We start from the raw sequence: 6,701 nt of genomic DNA on the forward strand, positions 1-6,701 counted from the left end.
CGGGAGAAGAAATCTTCCACCGCCCGGGCAGGGTCTCCCTGGTAGAAGGCATCACGCGCCGCTCGGATTCCCTCAGAGCGTGACGCTCCATCGGCAAGCGCCTTCTCTTCCGCTTTCATCATGGTGCGGATGAGCTTTCCCAGGTCGCCGTTTTTCATTCGGTCACCCAGCCTCTGGTGCCCGACGCCGTTTGGGAACCAGAACTGGACGTTGTAGGGAAATGCGGTGATCTCTTCCTGCTGAGTGTCGAGAAGCCCTTTTTGATGCTTGTAGAGATGATAGCCGCTTTCGGCGATCTCGAGCGCGGGCTGAACGGCTTCCTCGAAACTGAATGTGCCGTAGCGGTCGAGAGCGGCGAGCCAGACGTCGACGTCGGCGGGAATGAGGGCGGTGTTGATCGCCGTCTTACCATGCTCCTGAAAGTGCGCGAGAGTAGCCTTTGCCGGAGTCGTTCCCGCCCCGACGCGGGTCAAGACCTCACGGTCCCTGGAGCTGTACAGAATGAGAGGCGCCACTCCGGTCCAGCCGGCGTAGCCCATCTTGGTGACTTTGAGCGCCATGGCCGCGGTGACGCCGGCATCGAAGGCGTTGCCGCCCCGGCGAAAGGCCTCCATGCCCGCGAGTGTCGCGAGGTAATGCCCGCTCGAGATCACCCCCCGGCTCCCCATCACTCGAGGTCGCATCGCTTCGATACTCTGGTCGTCGTACACATGCCCGTAGGAGTTGAAGGGTCGAATCGTCTCGAGAACCGGGGTTTCTCGTTCCTGCGCATCGGCGGCTAAACACGCCAGACTCGTCATGAGCAGAGCCATCAGCCTCATAGATCCCCTCCTGTCGACTTCGAAAACGACGGACTCCGTAAACGTGTTACCTGCGGTCTCAAAGGAACTCTGACGGTGAAGACCGAGCCCTCGCCCAGACGACTGTCGACGGTCAGTTCGCCCCCGTGCTGTTTGACGATTTGACTCGATATGGCCAACCCCAGCCCGGCACCCACTCGTTCGGCTTTGGTGCTGAATACCGGATCGAAGATGGACTTCAGCCGATGCTCGCTAATTCCCTTGCCGCTATCCCGGAACGAAAGGCGAGCCATCTCGCCTTCCACCGACGTACTAATTGCGATCGTGCCCCGGCCCGCGATGGCCTGAGAAGCGTTTTTGAGCAGGTTGAGGAAGACCTGATTGAGGTCAGCCGGATGACAGATGACGGAGGGAAGGTCTCCGTAGTCGCGCACCACGTCGACCCTTCCCGCGAGCTCGGCGTGCAGTAGCGCCAGGGCATCTTCGATGCCTTCGTGGAGATTCGCCGGCTTCAGCTCCGCTTCATCGAGTCGAACGAAGCCGCGCAGCCGCCGAACGATTTCCATGATGCGATCCGCCCCGCAGCGGATGATGGAGTCCGCCTCCTCGATCGCCGTGAGCGTCGACCGAACGCGATTCTCCCGATGGCCGAGCTCCGTAGCATTCAAGTCCTCCGCGAGCCTGGCCACCGCGGTCGCCAGGGTGTTCTGCACGCTGTTGATGGCTCCCAGCGGAGAATTGAACTCATGCGTGATGCTCGCCACCAGGCTGCTGAGCGCGGCAATCTTCTCGGCCTCGATGAGCTGCGCCTGAGCTGCCCGGAGCTTCTCGTGCGCTTTCTCGAGGGCCCGTTGCGCCTTCTTCTTGTCGGTCACGTCCCGGGCGATGCCCAGAACCCACTCGACGTCTCCGTTCGCGTTCTTGAGGCAAGACGCGTTCGAGGTGTGCCATCGCCAGCTCCCGTCCTTGTGCCGAACGCGGTACTCGATGCCGCTCTGCTTTTCTCCCGTCCGGACGACGAGGGCGAGGAAATCGTAACAGGCTCGACGGTCGTCGGGATGGACGAACGGCGCGAAGCTCTTGCCCATGATCTCCGACACGTCATGGCCGAGTACTTCCGGCCAGTTGGGCGACACGTAGCTCATGATCCCGTCGGGCGTCAGCACGAAAATGATGTCATTGGCGTTCTCCACGAGACCGCGGAATTTACGCTCGCTGTCCGAGAGCGCCCGCTCGGCCGCTTTCCTCTCGGTGATCTCGTTGAGACCCACCACCAGGACGTCTTCGCCTCTGAGCCTTGCCCTGGCCACCGAGGCAAGCGCCCAGCGTTCCCGGCCCTCCTTGTCTCGAAGGCGTAGCTCGTAGTCGGTCACCCGCCCTGCCCGTTCTAGCTCGGCAAGGAGCGCTTTCCGATCCGCCGGACTCTGATAGAAATCCGGAGTCTTGTTCCCCACGAGCTCGCGGGCCGTCAAGCCCACGAGCTCGGCAATACGGTCGTTCGCGTAGAGAACCTCGCCGTCGGATAGACGGCTGATGAGGAGCGGGAACGGGGCGGCGTCCAGAATCGTCCCGAGCTCATCCGAATGATCGTTGGTCGTCGGCTTCCCCATCAGACTCCGGGTCACCGAGAAGTCTACGACCTGACGCCCCGATGTCAAAAGCGCCGCCCGTCATGCGTGCCCGACTCGTGACCTGTGGCGTCGAGCGGATTCTCGGCTCATCGCTGGGCGACGCTCTGGTTTTCGGTCGGCGGGGCCTGCTCGGTTCCGGGTGCCTTTACATGAGTGTCGAACCATTCGAGCCACCGCGCCCAGAGATCGAGGTACGTTTCTCTCGCTCGGGGCCCGTGCGACTCGAAGGGATAGAGGTACAGGACCGCCGTCTTTCCCAGCCCGGTGAGGGCCTGCATCATCCGCTCCGATTGGATCGGAAAGGTGCCGGTGTTGTTGTCGTCGAGGCCGTGGTACATCAGAAGCGGCGTATCGATGTGGTCCGCCTGGAAGAACGGTGACATCTCGAAGTAGACGTGTGGATTCTCCCAGAGGAAACGTCGCTCGCTCTGGAAACCCATGGGCGTGAGGGTTCGATTGTAGGCGCCGTCGCCGGCGATCCCCGCCTTGAAGTAGGGCGTGTGGGCAAGGAGGTTGGCCGTGGCGAACGCGCCATAGCTGTGCCCGCCGTGACCGATACGATCGATGTCGACGTAGCCGAGCTCGTCGACCTTCCGGATGGCGGCATAGAGGCTGTCCACGAGGTGTTGGACGTAGTTGTCGTTGTAGGTGCGGTCTTTGCGGATGATGGGAACGTCGGGGTGGATGAGAGCGTAACCCTGGGTCAGCCAGATGTCGGACCAACGCAGGTAGCTGAGCTCGTTGTGCCGGTTGTGGGCGCGGTCACGAATGGCATCGCGACGGTACTCCTTTTCCGAGGAGTACTCCGAGGGATAGGTCCAGAAGATCGCGGGAACGCGCTCGCCCGCCCGATAACCCAGGGGAAGTGAGATCCGCGCTTGCACCACGAGGCCGTCACGCCGGGTGAACTCGAAATCGACGCGCTCGACGGCCGTGAGCTCGGGAAACGGATCCCGGTTGTTCGTGAGGTTCACCATCTCCGCGTCGGAGCTCCATAGGAAGCTGTCGGGGAAGTTGGTCCGGGTCTCCCGGCTCACCGTCATGCGCGTCAAATCGGCGTCGAGCGGCACGAGTGGCTGCTCGTAGGCGTCCTCGCGCCCTTCGAACAGGCGCTCTTTGCTTCCGTCGGCGATGCGAATCCGATCGATGAAAGGCTGGGGCTCGAAATCCTCTGCGTAGCCGGAACCCTTCAAGTAGGCATGTCGCCCGTCGGTCGATAACAGTGCGTAGAGCAGGCCGTTGGGTGTCGACCTGGTGAGCACCTCGCCGGGCAGCTTCACCGGATCTTCGGGATCGTGGTCCGCGGCGATGACGTGCTCCTGCGCGGGGTCCCGATTCAGGTCGAACGCTGCCACCCGCTCGCGGGATTTGCCGTTCGTCGAGCTTTTCACGAGGGTGAAGGCCCAGTCCCCTTCGAGCGAGAAACGAACGTCGGCAAAGGTCTCCTTTTTCGAGACGTCGGAAGTCACCAGGACTCGTGCGCTCGAGAGCGCGAAGGGAGCTTCGAGATGCATGAGGCGATCCGCCTTGTCGCTCTTCGTCGCCTCCTCCTCGTTCCCATCGTTTTCTTCTTCGTCGGCTTCCTCCTGCCAGAGAAACGCGAGTCCGTTTCCGTCCGGCCGCCACCGGACCTCACGAGGGAGCTTCTGCTCGATCCGATCGGGTCCCCGCTCGCGACCTTCTCGGATAGGCATTTCTCGGACCGTGGAGAGGACGTTTCCGTCGCGGTCCATCACTTCGAGATTCCGGGCGAATTCCGTGAAGGACACGATGTGGGAAAGCGGCTCCACGATTCGCTCGGCGAGGATGTGCTTGCCGTCGGGGCTCAACGAGAATTCGAGGAACATGCCGGGTCTTCCGATCCAGCGTGGAGCTTGTCCGGGCTTGAGCTCGGCGAGCTGGCTCGTCGTGTGGTAGCGAAACCGTTCGGCGTCCGCCTGATCCCGCAAGAGGAAGGGATACGTCGGATTCGGTGTTTCCTTGTCCCGTGTCGTACGGACGATGGGTCCGCTGGGAAGGCCGCTTCGGGGCGCGTCGCCTCGCTCTCGGGAAACGAGCAAGGTGAGCAGGCCTCCCTCCGGAGTCCACTGAAGCATTCCCGACGGCGCTTCCGACGGCCTTCGCTGGGCAGGTCCCGCAGCCAGTGTTGCCATGACCGGGGCACTCGAGACCGAGCGAGCTTTCCCGGTGCGCACGTCGGCGATCCACACTTCGGTCCTCTCGCTCAAATGGGCGAGAAAAGCGAGCTCGCTGCCGTCGGTCGACCACATCATGTCGCTGACAAAAATGCCCGCGGGGAGGTCGATGTCGCGAAATCGTCGCTGGCTCAATGAGAAGACCTGCAGCCCGTAGATCCCGTAGGTATCGAGGTGCCACTCCCGGTTCACGCGTGGTCGGACCTCGAGCATAGCGAGCCTCAACGTCTCCTCTCCCATCTTCTCGAGCGTCGACAGCTCGGTGGAGAGTGGGACAAGAAAGTGATCGCCGTCGGGGCCGAGCTGGTTCAGGGTCGTGAAGTTCTTGTCCTTGCGGAAGATGTCCTGAACGGGCTCGGGCGGGAGGATGTAGCCCGGGTCGAGCTCCTGAGCGAGCAACACGAGAGGCGTGACGAGGAGCCAGATTACGCAAATGAGCGCGATGCGGTGACGCATGAGAACCTCCTGGAAACCGCCGAGACGCAGCGGAGCGATTCTACGTCACGATGCGGGCGGTCGCCATGGATGCCTGCCACGGACGGGACGAAGCCGAAGCGCGACGTGTTCAGACAGAACAATTGATGCAGCGAGTTCCCTATTCGGCTTTGTCCTGGGTAGGCGTGAAATCGATCCACGCCGCGGGCCGAGAGAGTCGGATCTCCGCACCTTGTGGAAGCCGCATGGGTTCGCGAAGCTGGTACTTCTCCCTCCACGTCGGGTCGTACCGTTCGATGACGAGAAGTGGGATGACCTGTCCACCAGGGAACCGCGCCTCGACTCGAAATGGCTGAAGGTCATCCATCGACGATGGATCCGGAAAGATCGCGAGGAGCTCGACAGCGGTGGGGAAAGAATAGACTCGATGGGTGATTCGCACTGATTGGACGGGCTCCGTGGCGGAAGCGAACCAAATGCCTACCTCGGTGCGGTCTTCCAGGCTGACGTCGCCGACTTCCCATCCCCGGCGATAGAAGATCTCGACGGATAGGGGGGAGCCGACCGGGAGGGGCTCGCCCAGGCCGCCGGAAACGGAGATGCTTTTCTGATCGGGAAGCCAGGTGAAGAGCGGTCGTCCTCGGTCGTCGCAGGAACCGCTTCGATAGAGCGTCGCGCGCTGCACTACGTTAGCCAAACCGGGTCTGACTTCGAACGCTTCGACCACGCGAGGGCCCTCGAGCGCGACCGGCAGAGGCAGGCAAACGAGCTTTTCTTCCTCCCCCACTTCGATCGAGACCCCGGTCTCGGGTCGCAGGACGAGGTCCGGGTCTCCCAGGCTCCATTCTCGTGGAGGACCTGGGACTGCGGTCGGCCTATCCTCGAAGGGGTCTTCCAGTAGAAGAAGCGCGTCGTCTCCAACGTCGATCGGCTCACCTTCCGGAAGCTCACCGACCGCCCAGTCAATCAACATGTTGATTTCCGCGGCGCTCAGGGATCGCGCGTTCAGGAACTCGCCCACGCCGTCCGCCGGAAGCCAGGGCGGCATGCTTGCTTCCAGAATCTGGATCATCATCGTTCGTGACCAGGGCACGACCTCGTCGTATTCGAGCAGCGTCATGGGGGCCGGCCCCCCGCGCCGATGGCAGGCGCCACAGCGCTTCTCCAGAAGGGGGCGGATATGGTCGCGGTAGTTGAAACGGGAAGGCCCGCCCTCATGGGCCAGGAGAATCGAAGGAGTGCCAAACCCCAGGAAGAGTGCGAGCGCGGCGCGGAGGCTACTGGGCATGGGCACTTTCCAGATCTCCGAGCGCCGCCTCGAAGAGAAGGTAGGCTGATTCCACTCTCTCCCGATTCCCTTCGTCGCCGAATATATCCAGCAGCCAGGCCGCTTTGACGATCTTCTTCCCCGCAACCGAATAGCGATGCCCTTCGCGCTCGATCAGCGCGAGCGCCAAGTCCTTCGCCTGGAGCGCGGGAATATGAATGTCCTGCCAGGCCCCCCGGCTCATGAACTCTTTCAAGAACCCGTCCCGTTTCAAGATCTCCCGATAAATCGATTCGCCGTCCTCGGGTATCTCGAACTCGCGGAGCTCCGCGGCTTGCCCTCCCATATCCTCGGTGAAGAAGAAATCGAAGCG

The 6,701-nt window shown here is 62.3% G+C and carries 5 protein-coding genes; all 5 read right to left on the minus strand.

Features of this window, described 5'->3' with window-relative positions:
- On the minus strand, positions 1 to 821 hold an 821-nt coding region (locus VEK15_14710), incomplete at its 3' end, for a gamma-glutamyltransferase (GenBank protein ID HXV61946.1).
- Positions 818 to 2,425: a PAS domain S-box protein gene (locus tag VEK15_14715; protein HXV61947.1), complete on the minus strand. Its 1,608-nt coding sequence runs from the start codon at positions 2,423 to 2,425 to the stop codon at positions 818 to 820. The genes VEK15_14715 and VEK15_14710, both read right to left, overlap by 4 nt.
- Positions 2,426 to 2,517: 92 nt before the next feature.
- Positions 2,518 to 5,082, minus strand: coding sequence for a prolyl oligopeptidase family serine peptidase (locus tag VEK15_14720; protein HXV61948.1), 2,565 nt, complete (start codon positions 5,080 to 5,082; stop codon positions 2,518 to 2,520).
- Positions 5,083 to 5,221: 139 nt separating this feature from the next.
- Positions 5,222 to 6,349, minus strand: coding sequence for a hypothetical protein (locus tag VEK15_14725; protein HXV61949.1), 1,128 nt, complete (start codon positions 6,347 to 6,349; stop codon positions 5,222 to 5,224).
- The coding region (locus VEK15_14730; protein ID HXV61950.1) for a hypothetical protein at positions 6,339 to 6,701 on the minus strand (363 nt) is incomplete at its 5' end. The genes VEK15_14730 and VEK15_14725, both read right to left, overlap by 11 nt.

Source organism: Vicinamibacteria bacterium, assembly GCA_035620555.1.
GTDB lineage: Bacteria > Acidobacteriota > Vicinamibacteria > Marinacidobacterales > SMYC01 > DASPGQ01.

Coding starts and splice junctions, on each gene's coding strand:
- VEK15_14725 (HXV61949.1), bottom strand. CDS start 6,349: ATGCCCAGTAGCCTCCGCGCCGCGCTCGCACTCTTCCTGGGGTTTGGC.
- VEK15_14720 (HXV61948.1), bottom strand. CDS start 5,082: ATGCGTCACCGCATCGCGCTCATTTGCGTAATCTGGCTCCTCGTCACG.